Annotated in this window: 21 protein-coding genes; 10 read left to right on the top strand and 11 right to left on the bottom strand. The window is 71.9% G+C overall.

Translation table 11 applies throughout. The features are described from left to right. The first annotated feature begins 24 nt into the window (after positions 1-24). Positions 25-1311 (top strand): arginine deiminase, encoded by a 1287-nt coding sequence (locus JOD65_RS03265; protein WP_191193779.1) that lies wholly within the window; start codon positions 25-27, stop codon positions 1309-1311. Positions 1312-1330: 19 nt separating this feature from the next. Next, positions 1331-2986, top strand: a complete 1656-nt coding sequence (locus JOD65_RS03260; RefSeq protein WP_204810926.1) for an alpha/beta hydrolase — start codon at positions 1331-1333, stop codon at positions 2984-2986. Positions 2987-3057: 71 nt separating this feature from the next. Here the strand turns inward: JOD65_RS03260 and JOD65_RS03255 are convergent, their stop codons facing one another. From JOD65_RS03255 to dnaB, 4 genes are all read right to left on the bottom strand, one after another. Continuing rightward, on the bottom strand, positions 3058-3912 hold the full coding sequence (locus JOD65_RS03255) for a CPBP family intramembrane glutamic endopeptidase (RefSeq protein ID WP_191193780.1): 855 nt from the start codon (positions 3910-3912) through the stop codon (positions 3058-3060). 112 nt (positions 3913-4024) lie between these two features. After that, complete coding sequence (locus tag JOD65_RS03250) at positions 4025-4684, bottom strand: response regulator (protein ID WP_191193781.1); 660 nt, start codon at positions 4682-4684, stop codon at positions 4025-4027. Continuing rightward, positions 4681-5907, bottom strand: a complete 1227-nt coding sequence (locus JOD65_RS03245) for a sensor histidine kinase (RefSeq protein ID WP_191193782.1) — start codon at positions 5905-5907, stop codon at positions 4681-4683. The genes JOD65_RS03250 and JOD65_RS03245 overlap by 4 nt, the downstream gene beginning before the upstream one ends. Positions 5908-6014: 107 nt before the next feature. Further along, a complete protein-coding gene (gene dnaB / locus JOD65_RS03240; protein ID WP_307820904.1) occupies positions 6015-7418 on the bottom strand; it encodes a replicative DNA helicase in 1404 nt (467 codons plus the stop codon). 526 nt (positions 7419-7944) lie between these two features. On the opposite strand from dnaB, the gene JOD65_RS03235 reads away from it, so the two are divergent. From JOD65_RS03235 to JOD65_RS03220, 4 genes are all read left to right on the top strand, one after another. Next, the gene (locus tag JOD65_RS03235; RefSeq protein ID WP_191193783.1) at positions 7945-9282 is read left to right on the top strand and encodes an MATE family efflux transporter; all 1338 of its coding nucleotides are present in this window, start codon (positions 7945-7947) and stop codon (positions 9280-9282) included. Positions 9283-9328: 46 nt separating this feature from the next. Beyond that, on the top strand, positions 9329-10489 hold the full coding sequence (locus JOD65_RS03230; RefSeq protein ID WP_191193784.1) for a hypothetical protein: 1161 nt from the start codon (positions 9329-9331) through the stop codon (positions 10487-10489). 189 nt (positions 10490-10678) lie between these two features. After that, entirely contained in the window at positions 10679-15409 is a 4731-nt protein-coding gene (locus JOD65_RS03225; RefSeq protein ID WP_191193785.1) for a S8 family serine peptidase, read from the top strand. 106 nt (positions 15410-15515) lie between these two features. After that, the gene (locus JOD65_RS03220; RefSeq protein ID WP_191193786.1) at positions 15516-15926 is read left to right on the top strand and encodes a DUF8738 domain-containing protein; all 411 of its coding nucleotides are present in this window, start codon (positions 15516-15518) and stop codon (positions 15924-15926) included. Between the two features lie 70 nt (positions 15927-15996). Here JOD65_RS03220 and rplI read toward each other — a convergent pair whose 3' ends face one another. From rplI to rpsF, 4 genes are all read right to left on the bottom strand, one after another. Continuing rightward, positions 15997-16443, bottom strand: a complete 447-nt coding sequence (gene rplI / locus JOD65_RS03215; RefSeq protein ID WP_191193787.1) for a 50S ribosomal protein L9 — start codon at positions 16441-16443, stop codon at positions 15997-15999. Between the two features lie 14 nt (positions 16444-16457). Further along, complete coding sequence (rpsR, locus tag JOD65_RS03210) at positions 16458-16694, bottom strand: 30S ribosomal protein S18 (protein ID WP_056603689.1); 237 nt, start codon at positions 16692-16694, stop codon at positions 16458-16460. Positions 16695-16887: 193 nt separating this feature from the next. Beyond that, positions 16888-17502 (bottom strand): single-stranded DNA-binding protein, encoded by a 615-nt coding sequence (locus tag JOD65_RS03205; protein ID WP_191193788.1) that lies wholly within the window; start codon positions 17500-17502, stop codon positions 16888-16890. 123 nt (positions 17503-17625) lie between these two features. Further along, on the bottom strand, positions 17626-17916 hold the full coding sequence (rpsF, locus tag JOD65_RS03200; RefSeq protein ID WP_129456612.1) for a 30S ribosomal protein S6: 291 nt from the start codon (positions 17914-17916) through the stop codon (positions 17626-17628). 214 nt (positions 17917-18130) lie between these two features. Here rpsF and JOD65_RS03195 point away from each other — a divergent pair, with 214 nt between their 5' ends. Beyond that, the gene (locus JOD65_RS03195) at positions 18131-19090 is read left to right on the top strand and encodes a serine/threonine-protein kinase (protein WP_191193789.1); all 960 of its coding nucleotides are present in this window, start codon (positions 18131-18133) and stop codon (positions 19088-19090) included. After that, positions 19087-19887: a deoxyribonuclease IV gene (locus tag JOD65_RS03190; RefSeq protein ID WP_191193790.1), complete on the top strand. Its 801-nt coding sequence runs from the start codon at positions 19087-19089 to the stop codon at positions 19885-19887. Before JOD65_RS03195 ends, JOD65_RS03190 begins: the two co-directional genes overlap by 4 nt. Here the strand turns inward: JOD65_RS03190 and JOD65_RS23575 are convergent, their stop codons facing one another. Both JOD65_RS23575 and JOD65_RS03180 read right to left on the bottom strand, forming a co-directional pair. Further along, positions 19888-20565, bottom strand: a complete 678-nt coding sequence (locus JOD65_RS23575) for a class F sortase (RefSeq protein WP_307820901.1) — start codon at positions 20563-20565, stop codon at positions 19888-19890. Further along, positions 20558-21526: a hypothetical protein gene (locus JOD65_RS03180; protein ID WP_191193791.1), complete on the bottom strand. Its 969-nt coding sequence runs from the start codon at positions 21524-21526 to the stop codon at positions 20558-20560. The genes JOD65_RS23575 and JOD65_RS03180 overlap by 8 nt, the downstream gene beginning before the upstream one ends. 376 nt (positions 21527-21902) lie before the next feature. Here JOD65_RS03180 and JOD65_RS03175 point away from each other — a divergent pair, with 376 nt between their 5' ends. Further along, positions 21903-23039 carry a lipid II:glycine glycyltransferase FemX gene (locus JOD65_RS03175; RefSeq protein ID WP_307820900.1) on the top strand — a complete coding sequence of 379 codons (1137 nt, stop codon included), beginning with the start codon at positions 21903-21905 and terminating at the stop codon, positions 23037-23039. 84 nt (positions 23040-23123) lie between these two features. Continuing rightward, a complete protein-coding gene (locus tag JOD65_RS03170) occupies positions 23124-24203 on the top strand; it encodes an alanine racemase (protein WP_191193793.1) in 1080 nt (359 codons plus the stop codon). On the opposite strand, the gene JOD65_RS03165 is transcribed toward JOD65_RS03170, so the two are convergent. After that, positions 24114-25385 carry a glycosyltransferase family protein gene (locus tag JOD65_RS03165; protein WP_191193794.1) on the bottom strand — a complete coding sequence of 424 codons (1272 nt, stop codon included), beginning with the start codon at positions 25383-25385 and terminating at the stop codon, positions 24114-24116. The genes JOD65_RS03170 and JOD65_RS03165 overlap by 90 nt on opposite strands. Between the last annotated feature and the right edge of the window lies 1 nt (position 25386).

The following is a 25386-nucleotide window of genomic DNA, read 5'->3' as shown; positions in this document are numbered from 1 at the left end:
CAACCGCACGGAAAGGAACGACACATGACCAGTGACCAGAACCCAGGACCCGAGGCCGCCGGTGGCGGCACCGCGTCGGCGTACGGCGTGCACTCGGAGGTGGGCCGGTTGCGCAAGGTCCTCGTGTGCTCGCCCGGCCTCGCGCACCGGCGGCTCACGCCGACGAACTCCGACTCGTTGCTCTTCGACGACGTCATGTGGGTCGACAACGCCGAGAAGGACCACGCGGCCTTCGTGTCGGAGCTCGAGGCACGCGGGGTGGAGGTGGTCGAGCTCCACGACCTCCTCGCGCAGACGATGGCCGTGCCGGGGGCCAAGGACTGGCTGCTGGAGCGGAAGATCAGCCTGAACCAGGTGGGCTACGGGCTCGTGGACGAGACGCTGTCCTTCCTGCGCACGCTGGACGAGGCCAGGCTCGCGGAGCTGCTCATCGGCGGACTCGCCACGAACGACCTCCCCGACGACTTCCGGTCCGGCTTCGTCGCCCTGGCCCGCGAGTCCACCGGCGCCCGGGAGTACCTGATGCAGCCGCTCCCCAACACCCTCTACACCCGCGACACCACGTGCTGGCTCTACGGCGGCCTGACCATGAACCCGCTCTACTGGCCGGCCCGCCACGACGAGACGCTGCTCTACAAGGCGATCTACGAGTTCCACCCCGACTACGCCGGGTCGACCGTGTGGTGGGGCGACCCCGAGCTCGACTGGGGGCTGGCCACCATCGAGGGCGGGGACGTGATGCCGATCGGCAACGCCACGGTCCTGGTCGGGATGAGCGAGCGGACGTCACGTCAGGCCATCACCCAGGTCGCGCGGGCCCTCTTCGAGCAGGGAGCCGCCGAGCGCGTCGTGGTCGCCGGGATGCCCAGCCTGCGCGCCGCCATGCACCTCGACACCGTGTTCACCTTCGCCGACCGCGACGTCGTCACCTACTACCCGGGCATCGTCGACGGCATCCACTCGTTCTCCCTGCGCCCCGGGGACAACGCGCACGGGATCGACGTCACCGACGAGGGCGACCGGGCGTTCGTCGACGTCGTCGCCGAGTCCCTGGGCCTCTCCGAGCTCCGGGCGCTGGAGACGGGCGGCGACGTCTACGCGTCCGAGCGCCAGCAGTGGGACAGCGGCAACAACGCCGTAGCGGTGGAGCCGGGGGTGGTGTTCACCTACGATCGCAACACGTACACCAACGCGCTGCTGCGCGACGCCGGCGTCGAGGTGATCCCGATCGTCGGCGCCGAGCTCGGCCGGGGCCGAGGTGGCGGGCACTGCATGACCTGCCCCATCGCCCGCGACCCTGTCGACTACTGACATCACTGAGGGGGGTGCGGTGCCCGGGTGGCTCGAGCGAGCGGTGGAGCTGGTCCGTCGCTCCCGCCTGCTCCCGGCCGGGCTGGCGTTCGCGATCGGCTTCGCCTGCCTCTCCCTGACCCCCTCGCTGCTGCCCCGGTCCCCGCTGGCCCAGGGCGTGGTCACCGGCGCTGCCGCAGCCTCGGGGTACGGCGTCGGGGTCTCCCTCGCGTGGTGCTGGCGCGGACTGCGCGACCGGCCCCGCGAACCCTGGCCGGACCGGGCCCGATCGGTCCTCCTCGTGGGAGGGGTCGCGGCCCTGCTCACCAGCCTCGCCGTCGGCGTCCGGTGGCAGGGCGAGGCCCACGACCTCGCCGGGACGGAGGCGACGCCCGTCGCGTTCGTGCTCCTCGTGCCACTGGTGACGGTGGTCGTCGCCGCGCTCTTCCTCGGCCTGGCGCGTGGCGCCCGAGCCGTCTCGCGGCGGGTGGCCAGGCTGCTCGAACGCCGCCTCAAGCCCTCGGTGGCACGGGTCCTGGGAGTCGTGTCGGTGGGTTTCGTGGCGTGGGCCCTGCTCAGCGGGGTGGCCGCTGACGCCGGGCTGCGCGCGCTCGACGCGTCGTTCGCCCTCGGCGACCTCCAGACGCCGGAGGGGGTCCAACGACCGTCGACGCCGCTGCGCTCGGGCAGCGCCGAGTCGCTGGTCGACTGGGACGGCATGGGCGTGGAGGGGCGGACCTTCGTGGGCAGGGGTCCGACGGCAGCGCAGATCGGCGAGCTGACCGGACGCCCGTCGATCGAGCCGATCCGCATCTTCACGGGGCTGGGCAACGCGGAGGACACGGAGCAGCAGGCCGCGCTCGCGGTGGCCGACCTCGAGCGGGCCGGCGGCTTCGAGCGGCAGCACCTCCTGGTGGTCACCACCACCGGGACCGGCTGGGTGGAGCCGAGCGCGGCGAGCGGCTTCGAGTACGTCACCGGTGGGGACTCCGCGATCGTCGGAATGCAGTACTCGCACCTCCCCTCCTGGCTGTCCTTCGTCGTCGACTCGGCCCGGGCCCGCGACGCCGGGAGGGCGCTGTTCGACGCCGTCTACGCGCGCTGGTCCAGCCTGCCGTTCGACGAGCGGCCGGAGCTCTACGTCTTCGGCGAGAGCCTCGGGTCCTTCGGCGCCGAGGCCGCCTTCAGCGGCGAGTTCGACCTCAACAACCGGACGTCGGGGGCGCTCCTCGTGGGTCCGCCCAACTTCAACCCGCTCTACCGCAGCTTCATCGAGGACCGGGACGCCGGCTCGCGCGAGGTCGAGCCGGTCTACCGGGAGGGACGGATCATCCGCTTCACCACGAAGGCCGAGCGTCCCCAGCCGGAGGACGAGCCGTGGACGGGGAGCCGGGTGCTCTACCTGCAGCACGCGTCCGACCCCGTCACCTGGTGGAGCCCCGACCTGCTGCTGACCCGGCCCGACTGGCTCGAGGAGACGCACGGCGACGACGTGCCCGGCGCCATGCAGTGGATGCCTTGGATCACCTTCCTGCAGGTGTCGGCGGACCTCGCCGCGGCCTTCTCGACCCAGCCCGCCCACGGGCACAACTTCTCGGGCGAGCACGCCGCCGGCTGGGTCAACGTGCTGCAGCCGGAGGGCTGGACGCCGGACATCACCGAGCGGCTGCGGCAGGAGCTCGCCCGCTACCCGTGACCGACGCTCGAGGAGCTGGTGATGCCCGGTCAGGCACCACCAGCTCCCCGTCCCTGCAGCGGTTGCTGGACCTAGGCGGCCCGGACCAGCTCGGGCTCGGGCACGTCCACCGCGCCCGTGTCGGTCCGCCACACCCTGGCCCGGGCCAGGAAGAGCGCCCCGACCACGGCCACCGCCACGAAGGTGGCGATGCCGCTCTCGCCGGCGACGTAGGCCAGGTCGGCCTCCGACCTCGCCACCACGGCCCCCGCGCCGATGGCGAACGCGGTGTTGACCGCGCCGTGGGCCATCGAGACGGGCCAGACACTGTGGGTGCGGTCCCACAGGTAGGCGTAGAAGACGCCGCCCATGGTGATCGTGGCGACCACGACCGGCGCCACGAGCCAGCGGCTGCCGTGCTCGTCGTACGTCGTCGCGATCAGGATCAGCGGCAGGTGGAAGCAGCCGTGGATGAAGCCGGTGACGACGGCAGCCCGACGACGGCTGGTGAGCTGCTGGATCCTCGGCAGGAGGTAGCCCCGCCAGCCGATCTCCTCGGCCAGGAAGAGGACGGTCATGAAGGCCAGCGTGCTCGCCAGGTTCAGGCTCCACGACGTGACGCCCGACGACGTGAGGTCGATCGAGCGCAGGTCCGCGACGCCCAGCACCAGCGCGGCGCCGTACGCACTGCCGGCGAGGAGCATCGGGACGAGCAGCGCGAACGCCCACAGTCGCTTGCCCGAGCGGTTCAGCCCGAACTCGCCCCAGAGGGCCCGTCGCCTGCCGCGGGGGGTGACGGTGAACGTGATGATGACCAGCGCCGCGACGGGCGCGAACGCGCTGAGCAACGTGTTGATGCCGGCGTGGGGCAGCGCGGTGGCGATGCCGATGGCCAGTGAGAAGGCGAGCACGAGATAGGTCGTGGCCTCGCGAAGTGGTCGTGACATGTGAACCTCCGATGGCTGGGCCGGCCTGTCTGGCCGCTCCACCAATCTCGCCGCCGGGGAGGGTGCCGCACATCTGTCCGGGGTCCTCACGCGTCGAGACCCGAGGCAGACGTCAGCTGCTCCCGGGGACGGTCAGCCCCGACTCGTAGGCGTGCATCACCAGCTGCGCCCGGTCGCGGCACTCCAGCTTGGTGAGGAGGTGGCTCACGTGGGTCTTCACGGTGCCGTAGCCCATGTGCAGCGTGTCGGCGATCTCCTGGTTCGACAGGCCGCGCGAGACGGCGACCAGCACCTCGCGCTCACGATCGGTCAGGCCGTCGTCGGCGGGGGACGCCGGGCGGCTCGGGAGGGTCGCGAACTGCTCGATCAGGCGACGCGTGACCGACGGCGCGAGCAGCGCGTCGCCCGCGGCCACCACCGAGATGGCGTCGAGCAGCTGGGTCGGCCTGGTGTCCTTGAGCAGGAACCCGCTGGCACCGGCGCGCAGGGCCTCGTGGACGAGCTCGTCCTCGTCGAACGTGGTCAGCACGAGCACGTGCGTGCCCGCACACCGCGGGTCGGCCATGATCCGGCGCGTGGCCTCCAGGCCGTCCATCCGGGGCATCCGGACGTCCATCAGGACCACGTCCGGCGTCGTACGGCGGCACAGCTCCCAGGCCGCGGCGCCGTCGCCCGCCTCGCCGACGACCTCGATGTCGGAGCTGGAGCCCAGGAGCACGACGAACCCGGAACGGACCAGCTCCTGGTCGTCGACGACCGCCACCCGGATCACGGCGCCACCGCCATCGACGAGGGCAGGTGCGCCGCCACCCTGAACCCGGCTCCGTCGAGCGCGCCGTAGTCGAGCGTGCCACCCAGCAGCCGGGTGCGCTCGCGCAGTCCCACCAGCCCGTGCCCGCCCGGCGGGTCCACGACACCGGCCGGAGCCCGTGACCCGCCGCGACCGTGGTCCCTGACCTCGACGTCGACCCCGTCGTGCACGTAGGTCACCGTCACCTGCGCCAGGCTCGCGCCGGAGTGCTTGAGCACGTTGGTCAGGGACTCCTGGACGATGCGGTAGGCGGTCAGCTCGATCGCGGTGTCGAGCGTGCGCACCGGACCGCTGACGGTCAGGGCGACGTCGACGCCGGCCTCACGCACGTCGTGGACGAGGTCCTCGAGGTCGTCGATGCTCTGCAGGGGGGCGACCGCCGGGTCCGCGTCCTCGGCCCGGAGCAGGCCCAGCATCGAGCGGGTCTGGGCCAGCGCCTTCCGGCTGGTCTCGGCGATGATCTCGAGCGCGCGCTCGGCAGCGGCGACGTCGGTCCGGATCACGTGCCCGCCGACGCCGGCCTGCACGGCGATCAGGGACATGCTGTGCGCGACGACGTCGTGCAGCTCCCGTGCGATCCGCAGCCGCTCCTCGACGACGGCGCGCGCCGCCAGCTCCCGGGCCGCGGCCGCCTCCTGCTCCGCGATCCGCAGACGCTCCGACTGGTGCATGCGTCGCGAGCGGATCGCATCGCCGAGGGCCCACGCCGTGAGGAGGAGGGCGCAGGCCTGCAGGAGGTCGGAGGTGCCCAGGTCGGGGACGTCCAGCACGGCGAGGCCGATGAAGACGAGCAGGCAGAGGACCAGGCCGGCCACGCCGTTCCTCCGTCGGCTGTGCGCGGCGAGGGAGTAGAGGCTGAACAGCAGCAGGACCGAGAGCAGGCCGATGTAGTGGTCGGTCAAGGTCACGACGAGGCAGCACGTGACGAACACGGCGAACGCGGTCACTGGACGGCGACGACGCCAGATCAGTGACAGCCCCGCCACGAGAGTGGCTGCCACCGACAACGGGTCGGCGGGCTCGAGCCGGGGGTCGATGCTGGCCACGTCGGTGCTCAGCAACGACGCGACGGACATGGCTGCGGCGGCGAGCCCGATCGCGAGGTCCAGGTAGGGCGACAGCCGCCGGGCCAGCATCGCCCATGCTCCGCGGTCGTGCGCCTGCTCGGCATCGCGACCCGTCATCCCGGCAGGCTACGCCCGGTCAATGGTCCCGGACCTCTGTCTGCAGACGCACCCGCCTCTGTCCTCGGGCAGAGGAGGGTGGTGCGGCGGAACGCCGTCAGCGCCTCTCAGCCCTGGGCCATGTCCACGAAGCGGGAGTAGTGGCCCTGGAAGGCGACGGTGAGGTCGCGGGTGGGGCCGTTGCGGTGCTTGGCGACGATGAGGTCGGCCTCGCCGGGGCGGGTCGACTCCTTCTCGTAGACGTCGTCGCGGTGGAGCAGGATCACCATGTCGGCGTCCTGCTCGAGCGAGCCGGACTCACGCAGGTCGCTCATCATCGGGCGCTTGTCGCCGCGCTGCTCGGGACCACGGTTGAGCTGGGACAGCGCGATGATCGGCAGCTCGAGCTCCTTGGCGAGGAGCTTGATGTTGCGGGAGAACTCCGAGACCTCGAGCTGGCGGGACTCGACCTTCTTGCCCGAGCTCATCAGCTGCATGTAGTCGATGACGATGAGCTTGAGGTCGTGGCGCTGCTTGAGCCGCCGGGCCTTGGCCCGGATCTCCATCATCGTCATGTTGGGGCTGTCGTCGATGAACATCGGCGCCCCGGACACCTGGCCCATCTTGCGGGCGAGCTTCTCCCAGTCGTCGTCGCGCATCGTGCCGTTGCGGATGTGGTTGAGCGGCACCTTCGCCTCGGCCGAGAGCAGGCGCATCATGATCTCCGAGCGCGTCATCTCGAGGCTGAAGAAGCAGCTCGTCAGGTTGTTGTGGATCGACGCCGCGCGGCAGAAGTCCAGGGCGAGCGTCGACTTCCCCATGGCGGGACGCGCCGCCACGATGATCATCTGGCCGGAGTGGAGACCGTTGGTCAGGTCGTCGAGGTCGGCGAAACCGGTCGGCACGCCGTAGAGGCCGGCCTCGCGGTTGCCGATCGCCTCGATCTCGTCGAGGACGCCGCTCATGATGTCGCTCAACGGTGCGTAGTCGACGGCCGCGCGTCGGTCGGTGACCTTGTAGACCTCGGCCTGCGCGTTGTCGACGACGTCGTCGATCTCGCCCTCGCCGGAGTAGCCGAGGGCGGCGATGCGGGTGCCGGCCTCGACCAGGCGGCGCAGGATCGCCTTGTCGCGCACGATCTCGGCGTAGTAGCCGGCGTTGGCCGCGATCGGCACGTTGGCCGACAGGGTGTGGAGGTAGGGGGCGCCACCGATGCGCACCAGCTCGCCGCGCTTCACCAGCTCGGCGGCCACCGTGATCGGGTCGGCGGGCTCGCCACGACCGTAGAGGTCGATGATCGCGTCGTGGATGACCTCGTGGGCCGGACGGTAGTAGTCGACGCCCTTGATCACGTCGACGACGTCGGCGATCGCGTCCTTCGACAGCAGCATCGAGCCGAGCACGCTCTGCTCCGCCGCGTTGTCCTGCGGAGGCGTCCGGTCACCCGGGGAGCGCGGCGAGCTGCCGGGCTCGTAGGCCGCCGGTCCGTCGCCCCATGCCTCGTCGGTGTCCCCCTCGAAGGTGACGCTCACCGGTGCTCCCTCCATCTCGCTCGGGTCCACTGACCACGACGTTAGGGACGACCACCGACATCGCTGCCGGCTCCGCTCGCACCCGAGTCCACCAGCCGTTTCCATCACTGGTTCGCGCAGGACCGTACGTGCTCGCACGGCCTCGTGGGAAGCCGACGGCGCCGAGTTGTCCACAGGGTCTGTGGACAAGCTGGGCACACACGTGGACGACACGCTGCCTCAGGTGCACATGCCGTGGACGACCCTGTGGAGGCAGCCGGAACCTTTGTGCCGTACAGGCCGCTGACCTGCGCAAACGCATCCCACACCCTGTGGACAAAAAATACCCAGCCCCTGGGTCCGTTCACCTGTCCGCCATCTGGAGGATGCTCGCCGCTCGCCCCCTCCCCTGCCTCGACCAGCGTTGGACACGCGTCATCCACACGGCCATACACAGGTAGTCCCATCGGGCTATGTACGTCGAGGCACAGCCGTCGCTATGTCGCCCCGCAATCGACGAAGTCTGCGGGGTTCCTAGGGTGAACCTGTGAAGGCCGACCACCGCGAGACAGACCGCGAGATCCTCCGCCTGGCCGTCCCGGCCTTCCTCGCGCTCGTCGCCGAACCGCTCTTCCTGCTGTCCGACGCCGCCATCGTCGGCCACCTCGGCACGCCCGAGCTCGCGGGCCTCGGCGTCGCCGCGGTCGTCCTCCAGACGGTCGTCGGGCTGTGCGTCTTCCTCGCCTACGGCACCACCGCCAGCGTCGCCCGCCACCTGGGCGCGGGCGACCTCCGAGCCGCCCTCGCCCAGGGGGTCGACGGCGTGTGGCTCGCCGTCATCATCGGGGTGGTCGCCACCGTCGGCGGCATCGCGCTCACCCCGGCGCTGGTCGGCGTCTTCGACACCGGGGCCGAGGTCGCCGACCACGCCGAGACCTACCTCGGCATCGCCTTCCTCGGCACCACCCCGCTGCTGGTCATGCTGGCCGCGACCGGGGTGCTGCGCGGGCTGCAGGACACACGTACGCCGCTGCTGGTCGCGGTCGTGGGCAACGGCCTCAACATCCTCTTCAACGTCGTGCTCGTCTACGGCCTCGACCTCGGGATCGCCGGGTCCGCCATCGGCTCGGTCCTCGCCCAGGTGATCAGCGCGCTGTGGTTCCTCGTCGTCGTGGTCCGCGCCGCCCGGGAGCACGACGCTCCCCTGAGCCCGGACCGCGCCGGCATCGCGGCCGCCGCGCACGCCGCCGTCGCGCTCGTCGTCCGCACCCTCGCACTGCGGGCCTGCCTCCTCGTCGGGACGTACGCCGTGACCCGCGTCGGCACCGGAGCCACCGACGTCAACATCGCCACCCACCAGATCGCGATCACCCTCTGGAGCTTCCTCGCCTTCGGCCTCGACGCGATCGCGATCGCCGCCCAGGCCCTCACCGGCCGGGCGCTGGGCAGCGGCGACGTCGAGGGCACCCGCCGCCTCACCCGCCGGATGGTGCAGTGGGGCTGGGGCAGCGGGATCGTCGCCGGGCTCGCCCTGGCCGCCGTGTCCCCGTTCATCGGCGCGCTCTTCACCACCGACCCCGCGGTGCGCGACCTGCTCGTGCCGGTGCTGCTCGTCGCCGCGATCGGGCAACCGGTCGCCGGGATGGTCTTCGTCCTCGACGGGGTGCTCATCGGCGCCGGCGACGGCGCCTACCTCGCGTGGGCCGGCCTGGTCGTGCTGGCGGCGTACGCACCAGCCGCGCTCTGGGCGGCCACGCTCCCCCACGGGCTGGTCGCGGTCTGGGTCGCGATGACCATCGTGTTCATGGGCGCCCGCGGCGTGCTGCTCTCGTGGCGCGCACGCGGCGACCGGTGGCTCGTGACCGGAGCCACCGCCGCTCGTTGACCCGGTGAGGGCGCCCCGGGAGCGCGCCGGACACGAGGGAGGACCCATGCTTCGACACCGCACCGCGAGCCGGCTGGCCGTGCTGGCACTGCTGGGCAGTGGCCTGGTGCCGCTGGCCGCGGCCCCGGCCGGCGCCACCCCGGGCTGCGTCGACGAGACCGCGCCGAGCGTCCTGCAGAACGGCTGTGACGACAGCTTGCCCCCCGAGACCACGCTGACGGCCTCCCCCGCACCCAACGCCGCCGGGCTGGTGACCGTGTCGTCGATGACCTTCACCCTCGGGTGGCAGGTCACCGACGGCGACCAGGGCCCCTTCGGGCTCGAGTGCCGGCTGACCGGCGGGCCGCAGGCCCACGACTGGCGCGCCTGCACCAGCCCGGTGACGTACGCCGACCTGCCCGACGCCGCGGCCGGGGGCTACGTCCTCGAGGCCCGCGCCGCCGACCTCGGCGACCGCGGCCGCACCCCCGACACCGCCCCGCTGCTGCCGCCCACCGTGGCGGACACCCCCGACGAGGACCCCACGCCGGCGACCTTCACCTGGGGACAGGACACCCGCGCGCCCTTCGTCTTCGTCACCGGCACCTCCTACGACGAGATCACCCCGACCCAGCCGGTCGTCAATGGCGCGGGCGTGCCGATCCGGCTCAACAGCAGCGAGGCGGGCTCGGGCTTCGAGTGCACCGACAACGACCGGCCCGTTGCGTGCACGGGCGGCGGCCGCTGGGAGCTGCCCGACCCCACCGCCGGGCGGCACCGCTTCTCCGCGCGCACCGTCGACCCCGCCGGCAACGCGAGCGCCTGGTCGGAGCCCATCGAGTTCTTCGTGCCGCGGAACCTGACCCGGCAGCGCGGCTGGGCGAAGGTGACCGGCCCCGGCTACTTCCGCGGCGACGCGATCAAGGCGTCCCGACGCGGCGCGCGCCTCGTGCTGCCCCGGACGACGGTGGGCGAGCTCCGGCTGCTCGCCGCCACCGGCCGTGGCCACGGCAAGGTGCGGGTGCGCGTCGGCAAGCGCGACTGGCACGTCGTGGACCTCGCCGGCCCGAAGGCGGCGATGAAGCAGCTCGTCGTCATCGACCGCTACTCCGGCCTCCGCGCCGGACGGATCGTCATCGAGTCGCTGAGCGCCAGGCCGGTCGTCCTGGACGGCGTCGTCGCACGTCCCAACCGGTTCCCCGCCGCCAACCGCACCGGCCGACGCTGACCACCGCCGGACGCCCTCCCGCGTTACGTCTCGGTTAACGCAGGAACTTCGGTAGATCTTTTCGTTGACAGGTACGGCTCCTGTGACTTCAGATACACCTGTTCACTCTCTGCCCGCACGCCGTACGCATTCATTTTGGGGGCGCGTCGTCGTGCAGTGGGCCCACTTCATTCCGAACGGGAGATCCGTGTGATCCGTCGTACCGTTGCGGCCGGCGCTGCCACCAGCGTCGCTGCCGCACTACTCGTGCCGTGGGGGACGGCTGCCAACGCAGCCGACATCGACCCCGGCCAGCTCAAGCCGGCCAAGGCATCGCCGGCCCAGGCCCTCGACAAGGGGACCGTGCTCGAGCTGGGCACCGGCAGCAAGGCCGAGACCTACATCGTCCAGCTCGAGGCCCCGGCCGTGCCCACGCGCGACCAGGCCCAGGACCGCAGCCTCACCGCCGCATCCGGCTCCGAGTCCGGCTACCGCAAGGAGCTGAAGGCCGAGCAGGCCGACCTCGTCTCCTCGATCTCCCGGGTGACGGGCGGTTCGGCCAAGGTGCTCTACCGCTACACCGAGGCGATCAACGGCATCGCCGTGCAGCTGACCCGCACGCAGGCCCAGGAGGTCGCGCGGATCGACGGCGTCTCGGCCGTCCAGGTCGACTTCGAGCGCCAGCTCACGACCGACAAGGGGCCCGAGTGGATCGGTGCGCCGACGGTCTGGGACGGCTCGAACGTGCCGGCGGGTTTCGAGGGGAACAAGGGTGAGGGCGTCATCGTCGGCATCCTCGACTCCGGCCTGAACCCGGCCAACCCGTCCTTCGCGGACACGGTTCCCGTCGAGGACGGTGGCGACGGCTACGACCACACCAACCCCCTCGGCGCCGGCAAGTACCTCGGCATGTGCGACCCGGCCAACACCGCGCAGTACGTCGCGAACTGGGGCTGCAACGACAAGCTGATCGGCTACTACAACTTCGAGAACCCCGCCACCAGCGGCAACCCGAAGGACGACCCGTACGACGACGACGGCCACGGCAGCCACACCGGCAGCACGACCGCCGGCAACCAGGTCGAGGCCACGGCGTACTCCGCGAAGGGCACCGAGCACGAGTTCTCGGTGACCTCCACCATCAAGGGCGTCGCGCCCCACGCCAACATCATCGGCTACGACGTCTGCGACGGCGGCTGCCAGGGCTACTCGATCCTCGCCTCCATCAACCAGGCGATCCTCGACGGCGTCGACGTGATCAACTACTCCATCGGCTCCAGCGCCGCGTCCAGCCCGTGGTCCGACGCCGACGCCGTGGGCTTCCTCAACGCCCGCGCCGCCGGGATCCACGTCGCCACCTCCGCCGGCAACGACGGCCCCGGTGCCGCCACGCTCGGCAGCCCCGGAGACGTCCCGTGGATGACGACGGTCGGTGCCACCACGCACGACCGCAAGTACGTCGCCTCCGTCACCGGCATCACCGCCACCGACGCGGCCACCATGCCCGACATCGCCGGTGCCGGACTGGCCGGCGCCACCGACGGCGCGTTCCCGGTCGTCTACGCGGGCTCCGCGCCCTACAACAACGCCCGGTGCAGCCAGCCCGACGACGAGACTCCTGTCGGCGCCTTCCCGGCGGGCACGGACCTGTCGGGCCTCATCGTCATCTGCGACCGCGGTGGCAACGGCCGCGTGGAGAAGGGCGAGAACCTCGCCGAGCTCGGCGCCGAGGGCATGATCCTGGCCAACGACCAGGCCAGCGGCACCTCCCTCAACGGTGACGCGCACGCCCTCCCGGCCGCGCACATCACCTACGCCGACGGCGTCGCGCTGAAGGCGTTCATCGTCGCCCACGCGGGCACGAAGGCAGCCCTGTCCGGCTCCCTCGCGGACGTCAAGGACGCCAACGGCGACATCATGGCCGCCTTCTCCAGCCGCGGACCCAACCGTGCGGTGTCCTCGATCAGCCCGTCGGTCTCGGCGCCGGGCGTGGACATCCTCGCCGCCGCCGGCACGAAGAACAGCGTCGAGTGGCACTTCATCTCCGGCACCTCGATGGCCAGCCCGCACACCGCAGGCGCCCTGGCGCTCCTGAAGGGCATGCAGCTCGACGTGCCGGCAGCCGAGCAGTGGAGCCCGGCCGAGGCCCAGTCCGCCCTCATGACGACCGCGGAGCGGGACATCACCGACTCCGACGGCACCGTCGCCGACTGGTTCGACATGGGCTCGGGCCGCATCGAGCTGCGCCGCGCCGCCAAGGCGGGCCTCGTCCTCGACGAGGACCTCGCGGGCTACCAGGGCGCCGACCCGGCCAAGGGCGGCGACGTCCGCGACCTCAACACGGCCAGCATGGCCGACGACGAGTGCCTGCAGACCTGTGACTGGACGCGCACCTTCACCGGCACCTCGACCGGTGCCGGCACCTGGACCGTCTCGGTGGAGGACATCTCGGAGGGCATCACCCTCGACGCCGACGTGGACTCGATCGAGCTGACCGATGGCGGCACGGCTGACGTCGCCGTCACTGCGACGCTCGACTCCGGTGTCGCGACCGACGAGTGGCTCTTCGGCACCCTGGTGCTCACCCCGCCCGCCGGTTCCGAGGCCCCGGTCGCCCACCTCCCCGTGGGCGTGCTGCCCTCGGCCGGTGTGCTCCCGTCCGCGATCGACATCACGACACGTCGTGACGCCGGGTCGCAGGTGACCGAGGACCTTGAGGCGATCGCCATCACCGACCTGCAGGTCGACGCGAGCGGCCTGGTTCCCGAGGCCAGCACCACGCTGTCGATCGTGGAGGACACCACCAACACCGACGCCTACGACGGCAACGGCACGCACGTCGAGATGATCGAGGTCCCCGCCGGCGCCACCAGCCTCATCGCGAAGCTGGAGAACCCGACTGCCCCCGACTTCGACATGTACGTCGGGACGGGCGCCGTGTCCGCGGCCAACGAGATCGCCATGAGCGCCAGCGCGGGCTCGAACGAGGCGGTCGAGATCGCGAACCCGGAGCCGGGCACCTACTGGGTCCTCGTGCAGAACTGGGAGGCGTCGGCGGCCGGTGCTGCTGACACCACCGACCTGGTGACCGCGGTCGTCGCAGGCGACCAGGGCAACCTCCGGGCCGAAGGCCCCGAGGGCGCCGTTCCTGCGGCCACCCCGTTCGAGATCCGCACCTTCTGGGACGAGAGCGAGATGGACGCCGGCGAGGTCTGGCACGGCACGCTGACCCTGGGCACCTCCCCGGCCACCAAGGGCGACATCGGGGTCGTCCCCGTGACCGTCACCCGGGTCGCCGACGACGTGACCAAGTCCGCGGACGTGGAGGAGGCGGCTCCCGGTGACACGATCACCTACACCGTCGACGTCGCGCCCAACGTCTCCCAGGAGGACCTGACCTACTCCATCACCGACGCACTGCCGGAAGGCACGACGTACGTCGAGGGCTCCGCCACCGACGACGCCACCTTCGCCGACGGTGTGGTGTCGTGGAGCGGCACCCTGGGGTCGACCTACGGCGAGGAGGGCAACTACACGCTGACCACGAGCAAGCAGGACCCCTCGTGCCAGACGCCGTTCGGCCCCGGCTACGTCGACCTCTACGAGGTCAGCGACGGCGCCATCACGACGGACCCGGAGATCGGGTTCGACGAGGAGACCGGTGACACGGTCAGCTACACGGCCTTCGGGACCCGCCAGTACGGCTTCTACGGCGAGGCCTACAACGGCCTGCGGTTCAGCGACGACGGGTTCCTGGCCTACGGCTCCGGCTACGCCGGCCGCCCGTGGGCACCGCAGGCCGTGCCTGACGCCCTTGCGCCGAACAACCTCGCCGCCCTGCTGTGGCAGGACATGCAGATCTTCTACGACGAGGACGCCAACACCGGCATCTCCCTGGCAACCGCCGGCGCCCAGGTCGCTGTTGTCGAGTACGACGGCATGCGCCTGTACGACGACGAGACCGGGGCGGAGGGGTCGCTGGACATGGAGGTCTTCGCCTTCACCGGCAGCAACGACCTCGTGTTCGCCTACGACAACGTCGAGGCGGGTGCCATCCTGGACGGCGCCACGATCGGCACGGAGAACGCCCAGGGCACCGTCGGTGCTTCCCTGGTCAACAAGGGTGACGCGAGCGCCGTCCTCGAGGACGGACTCAACGTCTGCGCCACCTACTCCGAGCCGCAGGCCGAGGGTGCGAGCTTCAGCTACCAGGTGACGGTCGACCCGACGGTCGGTGACAAGGCGCTGACCAACAAGGTCGTCCACACGACCGACGACCCCGGCGCCAAGCCGGTGTCGGCGACCCACACCGTGAAGATCAAGGGCTCGGCCGTCAGCACCAACGTGGCGCTCTCGCTCGACCCGACGACGATCGAGACCGGCGGCTCGACCACCGCCTCGGCGCAGGTCTTCAGCACGGGTCCGGTCACGCCGGAGGGCAGGGTCGAGTTCTGGGCCGGTGACCGCATGGTCACCAGCGCGCCGCTCGACGCCGCCGGCAAGGCCACGGCCTCGCTCACCGGCTTCGCCACCGCCGGGACCTACCCGGTGACGGCGACGTACCTCGGCAACACCACCAGCGCCGCAGCCACCTCGGCTCCGACCAACCTCGTGGTGAAGGCGCCCCAGGCGCCCGCACCGAAGGTGAAGTCTCGTCTCGAGGTGGACGCTCCGAAGGTGGTCGAGCAGGGCAAGAAGGCCAAGCTCAAGATCGCCGTGTCCGCCCCGAAGGTGACGCCCACCGGCACGGTGGAGGTCACCGTCAAGGGCGCGCTGGAGAAGCAGACCTGGACGCTGACGCTCAACCGGTTCGGCAAGGCGCAGCTCGTGCTGCCGAAGGCCCGGAAGATCGGCAACATCAAGGTCAAGGTCGAGTACCTCGGTGACGCCGCGGTGCTCGGGTCCAAGGACCGGCTGAAGATCAAGGTCGCGAAGAAGTGACCTGATCCTCACCTCTCTACATGACGAGGGGCCGGCGGTGGCGACACCGTCGGCCCCTTCGTCATGTCCGGAACATCCATGTCGACCGTGCCGTCACACTGCCATGATGACCACGAGCCGTCGCCTCGCCCTGCTGCTCACGTCGAGCGCCCTGCTCGCGTCGTGCGGCGCACCCGACGAGGGTGCCGGCCGGCCGACGACCGACCCGCCCGTCGCGGAGGAGACGACCGTGCACCCCACCACCAGCCCGTCGGGCACCCCCGCCCCGCGCGACGTCGAACGCGCGGTGGACGACCTGGCCGCCGGCCTCGGCATCGATGCCGGCGAGGTCGAGGTGGTCTCGGTGGAGGAGGTCACCTGGCGCGACGGCAGCCGGGGCTGCGCCCAACCCGGGATGGCCTACACGCAGGCGCTGATCGACGGATCACGGATCACGCTGCGCGCCGGGGGCCGGACCTACGAGTACCACTCCGGCGGCAGCCAGCCACCCGCGCGCTGCGACAAGCCGACCCAGTAGGCCCCAGTAGACGCAGCACGGCCCGCCACCCCTCAGGGGCGGCGGGCCGTGGTGTCGTACGTCGGTCGCGTCAGGCGGGGACGACGTTGAGGGCCACCGTGGCGGACACCTCGTCGTGCAGCTTGACGGACACCTCGTGGGCGCCGAGCGACTTGATCGGGTTGACCACCACGATGGTGCGGCGGTCGACCTTCTCGCCGGAGACGGCCGCGATGGCGTCGGCGATCTCGGTGGTGGTGACGGCGCCGAACAGGCGACCGCCCTCACCGGCACGGACCTTCACCATGACCGCGTTGGCCTCGAGCTTGGCCTTGACGTCCTTGGCGTGGTCCTCGTCGCGCACCGCGCGAGCGGTGCGGGCGGCCTTAATCGACTCGACGGTCTTCTCGCCGCCGCGGCTCCAGCGGATGCCGAGGCCACGCGGGACGAGGTAGTTGCGGCCGTAGCCGTCCTTGACCTCGACCACGTCACCGGGGGCACCGAGGCCGTCGACCTCCTGAGTGAGGATGAGCTTCATGTTCCGTGCTCCTCTCAGCGACCGGTGGACGTGTAGGGCAGCAGCGCCAGCTCGCGCGCGTTCTTGACGGCGATGGCCACGTCGCGCTGGTGCTGGACGCAGTTGCCGGTCACGCGACGGGCGCGGATCTTGCCGCGGTCGGAGATGAACTTGCGGAGCAGGGTGGTGTCCTTGTAGTCGACACCGGTCGCCTTCTCCTTGCAGAACTGGCAAACCTTCTTCTTGGGCTTGCGCAGAATTGCCTTGGCCATTGTGGTGCTCCCTTTCAGTGAGCCCGGCCCTGAAGGCAATCAGGGACGGAATGGAATGTGGAGGTGTTGCTTGATGTGTCGGATCACGGTTGCCGGGTTTCGATACGCCCTGGTCACGGCTTCGCGAGCTCAGCCGTGCGGGCTACTCAACCTGGCGACCTGACACGGCTTCGCAGGCTCAGCCGAGGGTCGCTCAGAACGGGGGCTCGTCGTTGCCGCCGTTGACCCCGGGCGTGGCCCACGGGTCGTTGGCCGGCGCGGCCTGACCGCCACCCTGGGGCTGGGCGCCCTGGGACTGACCGCCCCAGCCGCTGCCACCCTGGCCACCCTGCGAGGGAGCCGGGCTGGCCCACGGGTCGTCGGCCGGTGCGGACTGCTGCCCGCCACCGCCCGAGTAGCCGCCGCCACTGCCGCCACCGGAGTAGCCGCCACCGCCGCCGGACCGGGTCGTCTTGGTGACCTTGGCCGATGCGGAACGCAGCGACGGGCCGACCTCCTCGACGTCGATCTCGAAGACGGTGCGCTTCTCACCCTCGCGGGTCTCGTACTGACGGGACTTCAGGCGACCCTGGACGATCACGCGCATGCCCCGCTGGAGGGACTCGGCGACGTTCTCCGCGGCCTGGCGCCAGACAGCGCAGGAGAGGAACAGCGTGTCGCCGTCCTTCCACTCGTTGGTCTGGCGGTCGAAGGTGCGCGGCGTCGACGCGATCCGGAAGTTGGCCACGGGGGCCCCCGAGGGGGTGAACCGCAGCTCCGGGTCGTCGACGAGGTTGCCGATCACGGTGATGGTGGTCTCGCCTGCCATGAGGTCTCCTCAGAAAGTCCTGCTGCTGTGCCGGTTGATCCGGGGTGCTCCCGGTGATGCGCCCATCAAACAGGCACTCACCGACAGCGGGAAGGGTGTTTCCACAGATGCCCGGGAGGGCGATCAGTGGGCGTCGGGACGCATGACCTTCGTGCGCAGGATCGACTCGTTCAGCGTGAGCTGGCGGTCGAACTCCTTGACCGTCGCGGGCTCGGCCGTCAGCGAGATGACGGCGTAGATGCCCTCGGCGTTCTTCTTGATCTCGTACGCCATCCGGCGACGACCCCACACGTCGAGCGACTCGATCGAGCCACCGTCCTTGCGGATCACGTTGAGGTACTTGTCGAGCGACGGCTCGATGGTGCGCTCGTCGAGACTCGGGTCGAGGATGACCATCACTTCATAGGCACGCATAGCGGTCTCCACCTCCTCTGGGCTAGAGCGGCCACGGGCTTTCCGTGGCAGGAGGGACTGTGCGTTCGCGGCGCGTGTACGACGTGGGTCGTGCACCGCGGTCACCCGGGGGCAACCGCAGAAGATTATCAGCGACGGCCCCCGCGGCTGGAATCCTCGTGGTCCGCCTGTGGAGGAGGGTCCCGCGACCGCCGGGCCGGTCTAGCGTCGGAGCGTGCGAACCACCTCCTCGCGCACCTCCTCGCGCACCGCCACCTGGACCGATCTGGTGGTGGCGGGCCGCTACCGACTGCTCGACCAGGTCGGCTCCGGCGGGATGGGTTCGGTGTGGCGCGCGCACGACCTGCGGACCGGTCAGGACGTCGCTCTCAAGGTGCTCGGGCGCCACAGCTCGACGCTGCTGGCCCGGTTCGTGCGCGAGCAGGCCGTCCGGGTGAGCCACCCGCACGTGGTGGCGCCGCACGGCTGGGCCGCGGAGGACGACCTCGTCGTGCTCGCCATGGAGCTCGTGGCCGGCGGGTCGGTCGCCGACCTGCTGCGCGAGCACGGCCCGCTCGACGCCGGTACCTGCGCCCTGCTGGTCGAGCAGCTGCTGCTGGGCCTGGCGGCGGTCCACGGGGCCGGGCTGGTGCACCGCGACGTCAAGCCGGCCAACCTCCTCCTCGAGGCGACGGGCGACGGGCCGCCCCACCTGCGCCTCGGCGACTTCGGGGTGGCCGCCCCGGTCGCCGACCGCCGCTTCACCACGGTGCCCGGCGCGATCGGCACCGACGGCTACATGGCGCCCGAGCAGGCGCGGGGTGCACCGCCGGAGCCGACCCAGGACCTCTACGCGGTGGGTCGGGTGGCGCTCGAGCTGGTCACCGGTGAGCCGCCCGGCCGCCAGGACGTCGTCCCGTCGCACCCGCTGCGCCCGCTCGTCGAGCGGCTGCTGGTCCCCGACCCCGAGCAGCGCATCGCGACCGCCGAGGCGGCGCTGCGACTGCTCCGGCGGTTGCCGGTCCCGCCGCCCGCCGGGCCGCCGGTGCCCGACCGGCTGGGCCCGCCCCCGCGTGGACGGCGTACGACGGCGGGGCCGGGAGCAGTCGTCGACTGGCTCGGCTGGGCCGCGGTCGCCGGCCTGGCCGGCGTGGTCGTCGGGTGTCTGTGGGTGCTCCTAGGCTGGACCGCATGAGCCCCTCCCTCTCCATCGGCGCCCACGTCGAGCAGACCGACCCGATCGCCGAGGCGCTGGCGCGGGAGACGTCGCTCGTGCAGTTCTTCCTCGGTGACCCGCAGGGCTACAAGGGGCCGGAGATCCGCTTCGCCGGCGGGGCGGAGGCGTTGCGGGCAGCGGCCGAGGACGCCGGGGTCGACCTCTACGTCCACGCCCCCTACGTGGTCAACGTCGCCACGACCAACAACCGCATCCGGATCCCGAGCCGCAAGCTGCTCCAGCAGCACATGGACGCCGCGGCGGAGATCGGGGCGAAGGGCCTCATCGTCCACGGCGGCCACGTCAACAAGACCGACGACCCGTCCGTCGGGTTCGACAACTGGCGCAAGGCCGTCGAGGCGACCGACATCAAGGTCCCGCTGCTCATCGAGAACACCGCGGGCGGCGACAACGCCATGGCCCGCCACCTCGACCGCATCGCGGGCGTGTGGGACGCGATCTCCGCGGCCGAGGGCGCCGACGACGTCGGGTTCTGCCTCGACACCTGCCACGCCTGGGCCGGCGGCATCGAGCTCGGCGACGCGGTGGAGAAGGTCCGGGGCATCACCGGCCGCATCGACCTCGTCCACGCAAACGACTCGCGCGACACGTTCGGCTCCGGCGCCGACCGCCACACCAACTTCGGGCAGGGGCACCTGCCCGCCGACGAGTTCGCGGGCGTGGTGCGCGAGGCCGGCGCCCCCGTCATCTGCGAGACGCCGGGCGGCGCGACGGAGCACCAGGCCGACTTCGCCTGGCTCCGCGAGCACCTCTGATCAGTCGACCGGCTCGGCCGTGACCACCACGTTGCTGCGGTAGGCGGTGCCGTCCCAGTCCTCGCAGGTGATGAGGACGAGCCGCGGCGGCCCGGTCCGACCGAACACGTCGGCACTGCGCCGGGCCAGCTCGGCGCGGCTCAGCACCTCGACCGACGCCACCCGGTAGGCCAGGCCGCCGGACGCCGAGCGCGCCAGCACCCGGTCACCCGGAGCCAGGGTGTCGAGGTCGTCGAACGCTCCGCCCCCGGTGTGCACGGTGTGCCCTGTGACGACGGCGGCACCCTCGGCGGCCCCGGGTCGCGCGCCGCCCGACCACCAGCCGACCTGCTGCGGGTCCGACGGCGGGGTCAGCGCCCCGTCCTCGGTCCGGATGGGCGTCACCGGCGCCTGCACCCCGATCGCCGGTACGACGAGCACCTCGGGTCGTACGCCGGGTGCGGGCGCCCCCGAGGTGGACGGAGCGTCCGACGGGGCGGGCGGAGGACCGTGCACCGAGGTCCCGGACGGTCCGGCGACCCGGATCGCCGGTGGGGGCGCGGCCTGCGCCCCCGTGTCCGTCGCGGGCGACGTCGCCTCGAGCGCGCCGCCTGCCAGGAACAGCCCACCCACGACCAGCGCGGATGCAGCTGCTCCCAGCAGGAGCGACGTCAGGCGACGTCGGCGAGGGTCAGCCACGGAGGCGGTGCCACCCCAGCCGGGCAGCCGCCCCACCGATCAGGACCATCAGCTGGCCGAGCAGCACCTGCACGGGGCTGGGTCCGACAGGTGTCGAGCCCTCGGCTCCCGCGTTGACCGCCGTCGGGACCTGCTGCGACTGCGGAGCCGAGGAGGCCGGGCCGGTCCCACCCTGGTCGGCGCCCGGACCTGCGTCGTCACCGCCGCTGGAGGCCTGGACCCCCAGCACCTCGGGCGCTTCGGTGTCCTCGGACTCCTGCGGCTGCTGCGTCGGCGGGGTCGTCGGCGGGGTCGTCGGCGGGGTCGTCGGCGGAGTGGTCGGCGGGGTCGTCGGCGGGGTCGTCGGCGGGGTCGTCGGCAGAGTGGTCGGCGGGGTCGTCGGCGGGGTCGTCGGCGGGGTCGTCGGCGGAGTGGTCGGCGGAGTGGTCGGCGGAGTGGTCGGCGGGGTCGTCGGCGGAGTCGTGGGGGGCGGGGTGCCGCAGCCCTGGACCCAGAAGACCTTGTGCTTGACGGTCGCGCCGTTGGACTCGGGCGTGTTGATGGTGAGCTTCACGTGGTAGCCCTGCTGCGGGTGCGGCGCACCGGCGAAGGACAGCGTGTAGGCCTGCGACCCGTCGATCCCGTCGTTGCCGGCCCCGGCTCCGGGGTCGTTGTCGAGCTGGACGGTGGTGTTGCCCGCGACGGTCATGCCGACGCCGGTGGTCGGCGCCTGCTCCTCGAAGAGGACCGTCGAGACCACGTTGGCGTCGAAGCCGTACCACTCGAGCTGGAAGGTGCAGCCGACGTGCGGGTGGTTGTTGGGGATGCTGTCGATGTCGCCGTCGGGGGCGACCTTCACGGTGCCGTTGTTGCCCGGGGGGGCGGCGGCGTTGGCGAGGGGGGAGCCGGAAACGGCTCCGAGGCAGACGAGGGCGGCGAGCCCGAGTCGTGGAGCGAGGTGGTGTCGCTGGATCGTGGTCATGCTGGTGGCCCCCAAAAGGATCGGTTGCGGCGCCAGGTGCGCCGTCGGTGACAGGAGGGCGAAACGCTCGCGGTCTCCCACAGACCGCGTCACTCCCGTACTTCTTCAACGCTGTCCGCTCACCGAGGGGTACGGCTTGCTGCCACAATCGGTCCAACCTTGCGCTGGTCTTGACGGTCTGCTGACGATCTGCAGAGCAACTCGGGCCGGGCCCCACCCACGCGGGTGGACCACGGCACGAGCCCCTCGTGTCGTCGTGGCCGATGTCAGAAACTTCTTGACGCCACGCAACCAAACTGGTGTGGCGCGCGTCTCTACCGACGAAGGGACCAGACGCGTACGGGGGTCGTGTCTGGTCCCTTGTAGCCTTTCCGGGGTGACGACCCCCCTGACGCTGCGACCGATCTCCACCCAGCAGCACCGCGACCTGATCGCGAGCCGGTCGTCCGCAAGCTTCCTGCAGACGCCCGGCTGGGCCAGCGTGAAGGCCGAGTGGCGGGCCGAGTCCATCGGCTGGTTCCGCGGCGACGAGGTCGTCGGCGCCGCCCTGGTCCTCTACCGCCAGCTGCCCAAGGTCCGGCGCTACCTGGCCTACCTCCCCGAAGGACCGGTCATCGACTGGTCCGACGACGACCTCGGCTCGTGGCTCGCACCGATGGTCGCCCACCTCAAGCAGCAGGGCGCCTTCGCCGTGCGAATGGGCCCGCCCGTGGTCACCCGGCGATGGTCGGCCGAGCAGGTCAAGGCCGGCATCGCCGACGAGTCGGTGCGCCGCCTCGGCGACGTACCTCCCCTCGATCGGACCCAGGACGGCGCCCGCGTCATCGCGCAGCTGCACGAGCTGGGGTGGCAGCAGCAGTCCGCGGAGGGCGGCTTCACCGCGGGGCAGCCGCAGTTCAACTTCCAGGTCCCGCTGGTCGACGAGAACGGGCAGCCGCGCTCGGAGGCCGACGTCCTCGCCGGGATGAACCAGCTCTGGCGGCGCAACATCAAGAAGGCCGACAAGGCCGGCGTCGAGGTCGCGCTCGGCGACCGCACCGACCTCAAGTCGTTCCACGACCTCTACGTCCACACCGCCGAGCGCGACCACTTCACCCCGCGCCCGCTGTCCTACTTCGAGACGATGTACGACGCCCTCGCCGCCGAGGACCCCGGCCGCATCCAGGTGTGGCTCGCCCGCCACGAGGGCGACCTCGTCGCGGCCACGATCGGGATCCGCGTCGGCACGCACGCCTGGTACTCCTACGGCGCGTCGTCCACCGAGAAGCGCGAGGTCCGCGGCTCCAACGCCGTGCAGTGGGCGATGATCCGCCACGCCCTCGACGCCGGGGCCCACGTCTACGACCTGCGCGGCATCACCGAGACCCTCGACTCCGACGACTCCCACGTCGGGCTGATCCAGTTCAAGGTCGGCACCGGCGGTCAGGCCGTCGAGTACGCCGGCGAGTGGGACCTGCCGGTCAACCGTGCCATCTACAAGGCGTTCCAGCTCTACCTGGCCCGGCGCGGGTGAGGGCATGAGTGAGCGCAGCGAGCGAGTCATCGGGCACAGCGTCATTCGTGCCTCGTGCGCGCACGGAGCGAAGCGAGTACGCGCATGAGCCTCAGCCTCACGGTGGACGGCGAGCGCTGGCGCTCGCACCTGCTCCGGACCGTCCGCACCCATCCCGGGATCGTGCCGGTCGCCAAGGGCAACGGCTACGGCCTGTCGGTCGCCCGCCTCGCCCGGCGGGCGCAGTGGCTCGCCGACCACGTCGACGACACCGGCGCAGCGGTCGACATGATCGCGGTCGGCACGTACGACGAGGTGGCGGAGGCCGCGAGCCGCTATGCGGGCGACCTCCTCGTGCTCACCCCGTGGCGCCCGTTCGGGGCGGCGCTCGACCTCGACGCCCGGATCTCGTCCCGGGTCGTGCACACCGTCAGCCGCCCGGACGACCTGACCGCACTGCGCGAGCACGACCCCGACGCCCGGTTCGTGCTCGAGCAGCTGACCTCGATGCTGCGCCACGGGATGACGCGCCGCGACCTCGCCGCCGCGGCCACGGCGCTCGGGCCCGGACGCAGCGGCCTGCGCGGCGTGGCGATGCACCTCCCGCTCAACACCACCTCGCACCTGGGCGAGGTGAGCCGGCTGATCAACGACGTCGTGGCCTCCGGCCTGCCGACCCGCACCGTCTTCGTCTCCCACCTCACCGAGGCCGAGCTGGGGCGGCTCGCGACCACCTACCCGGACTTCACGGTCCGTCCCCGCATCGGCACCGACCTGTGGCTCGGCGACCGCGGCGCCCTGTCGGTGACCGCGACGGTCCTCGACGTGCACGAGGTCGAGCGCGGCGACACCTTCGGCTACCGCGGTCGCAGTGCTCCCAAGCAGGGGCACATCGTCGTGGTGAGCGGCGGCACCGCCCACGGCATCGGCCTCGAGGCACCGACCGGCGACCAGTCCCTCAAGGCGCGCGCCGCGACCCTGGCCCGCGGCGGACTGGACGCCGTCGGCTTCGTGCGCTCGCCGTTCTCGATCGACGGCAAGCAGCGGCTCTTCGCCGAGCCGCCCCACATGCAGGCCTCGATGCTGTTCGTCCCGTCAGGGGCGCGGGTCCCGCGCGTCGGCGAGGACATCGAGGTCCGGGTCCGCTTCACCGCGACCGACTTCGACCGCGTCGTGATCGCCTGACCGGGCGTCCCGCAGCACGGCCACCACGAGCCAGACCAGCCCGACGACCCGCAGCAGGACCGCCAGCCAGTAGGCGCGCGAGTCGTCGGAGACGGTCGGCACGAGGGCCTGGCCGACGTACCAACCGGTGAGCACCCAGCTGATCAGGTGCAGCGCCTGCCACACCAGCAGGTCGCGCCAGCGACGTACGGCGATCGCGGCGAGCGGCAGCACCAGCAGCGCGGTCTCGGGCGGGGCCGCCGGCGCCACGACGAGTGCCGCGGCGATCAGGACCAGGCCCGCGCGGGCGGTCGTGAGCGGGGTGGGACGCCCGGACCGCCGGACCAGCCACCACACGGCGCCAGCAGCCAGGGCGAGGACGACGACCTGGACGACGGTGCGTGTCGTGGTGGACGCACCGGGGCCCGTCCGGGCGAGGAGGAACCAGACGGAGCCGATGTCGGGGGTGTCCGCGGTCGCCCGGCCGGGAAGGGTGACGACGACGTAGGCCGCGGCGGCGGCGAGCAGCGCGTCGACGCGGCCGCGGAGGCGGCCGCCCACGGCGACCACGCCCACGAAGGCGACGGCGACCGGCAGCGCGAACGCCGCCCCCACCCCGGCTCCGACGCCGGCGAGCCAGGGGCGGCCCGTGGTCCAGCCCCACAGCAGCACGGCCACGCCCACGGCCGCCACCAGCTCCCACGACAGCCAGTGGACGAGGAGCACGGGTGCGATCGCCCACCCGGCCGCCGCCCAGGGTCGGCGCGCGTCGACCCGGACGAGCAGCGCGGTGGCCAGCAGTGCGAGGGCCGCGAGGAGGATGGCGAGGACGGCCGTGGTCGCCACGACGCCGCCGGGCAGCCACTCGGCCGCATGCTGCAGCCACGTGGCCACCCGCGGAGGAGCCCCGGCGTCGACCGACGTGCCGGCGAGGTCGGTCCAGCACAGCTCGGCGTAGGGCTGGTCCTGGTTGCCCCACCCGGTCGGCACGCACGCCGTCTTGCTGACCATGCCGGCGGCGAGGGTGAGCGCCGTGGCGCCGGTCAGCACGCGCGCGGCGCTCCACCACCGGTGCCCGCCGGCGTGGTCACCCAGGGGGCCGCCGACGACCTCCGACATCGCCGCGGCGACCGGGTCGGTGCGCGTGGGCGCGTCGTGGTCGCCGGTGTCGACCTCGGGCGAGGGGCGGTCGCGGCGGTCCACC

The organism is Nocardioides cavernae, from assembly GCF_016907475.1.
In the GTDB taxonomy this organism is placed as follows: Bacteria; Actinomycetota; Actinomycetes; order Propionibacteriales; family Nocardioidaceae; genus Nocardioides; species Nocardioides cavernae.
This window is presented reverse-complemented; position numbering and strand designations above follow the sequence as displayed.